The sequence below is a fragment of the Psychrobacter sp. 1Y4 genome, assembly GCF_051847555.1.
In genome coordinates, this window is record NZ_JBPYDE010000251.1 from 1 (window position 1) to 918 (window position 918).

Annotated in this window: 1 protein-coding gene; it reads left to right on the forward strand. The window is 42.5% G+C overall.

The window, feature by feature from the left end; translation table 11 throughout:
• Positions 1-38: 38 nt before the first annotated feature.
• Positions 39-918, forward strand: an 880-nt coding sequence (locus tag ACS8FC_RS15570; protein WP_439297435.1) for a POTRA domain-containing protein, incomplete at its 3' end; no start/stop codon positions are given.

The following is a 918-nucleotide window of genomic DNA, read 5'->3' on the forward strand; positions in this document are numbered from 1 at the left end:
CTTAACTTTAGCAAGTTTTTTATTGACGGATAGTGTTTATGCGTACGCCTTTATTTATGAGCGCGGCTGGGTTGCCGTTAGTTGTAGCGATGATGAGTATGCCGGTACAGGCTGCAGAATTTGTAGTGACTGACATCGGTTTCAATGGCTTACAACGCCTAACCCCTGATAGCCTCTATCCGGTTCTACCTATTACGGTAGGAGATACGGTAAATGACAGTAGCTTAGCTGCCAGTATCAAGGCACTGTATGCGACTGAAAACTTTGCTGATATTCAAAGCCGTGTCGAAGGTGGCAACCTAAGGTTTGATGTTATCGAACGTCCAACCATTGCCGAAGTGAATTTTGAAGGTAACAAGCTCATTCCTAAAGAAGGGCTTGAGCAAGGCCTTGGGAATGCTGGGCTGTCTGTCGGTAATGTACTGAAGCAATCGACCCTGCAAGGCGTTGCTAATGAGCTACAACAGCAGTATATCAGCCAAGGTTACTACAACAGTAATATTGAAGTAGATCAGACGGTACTTGATGGTAACCGCGTCAAGCTTGATGTGCGTTTCATCGAAGGTAAGCCTGCTAAAGTTGTTGATATCAATGTGATTGGTAACAAACACTTTAGTGATGAAGAAATCAAAGATGTTTTTGCTGTAAAAGAATCATCATGGACACGCTTGCTATCAAAATCTGATCGATATGCACAAGAAAAACTGGCTGCCAGTTTAGACAATTTAAAAGCGTTGTATCAAAACGATGGTTATGTGCGTTTCGCAGTAGATAACGCGGTACTCAATATTAGTGAAGATAAACGTAGTGTGTTCATCGAAGTCAGTGTGAGTGAAGGTGAGCAGTATCAGTTTGGTGACGTCAATTTATTGGGTCAGCCCACTTTCGATAATAACGAACTAAAAGAGCTGGTTACTT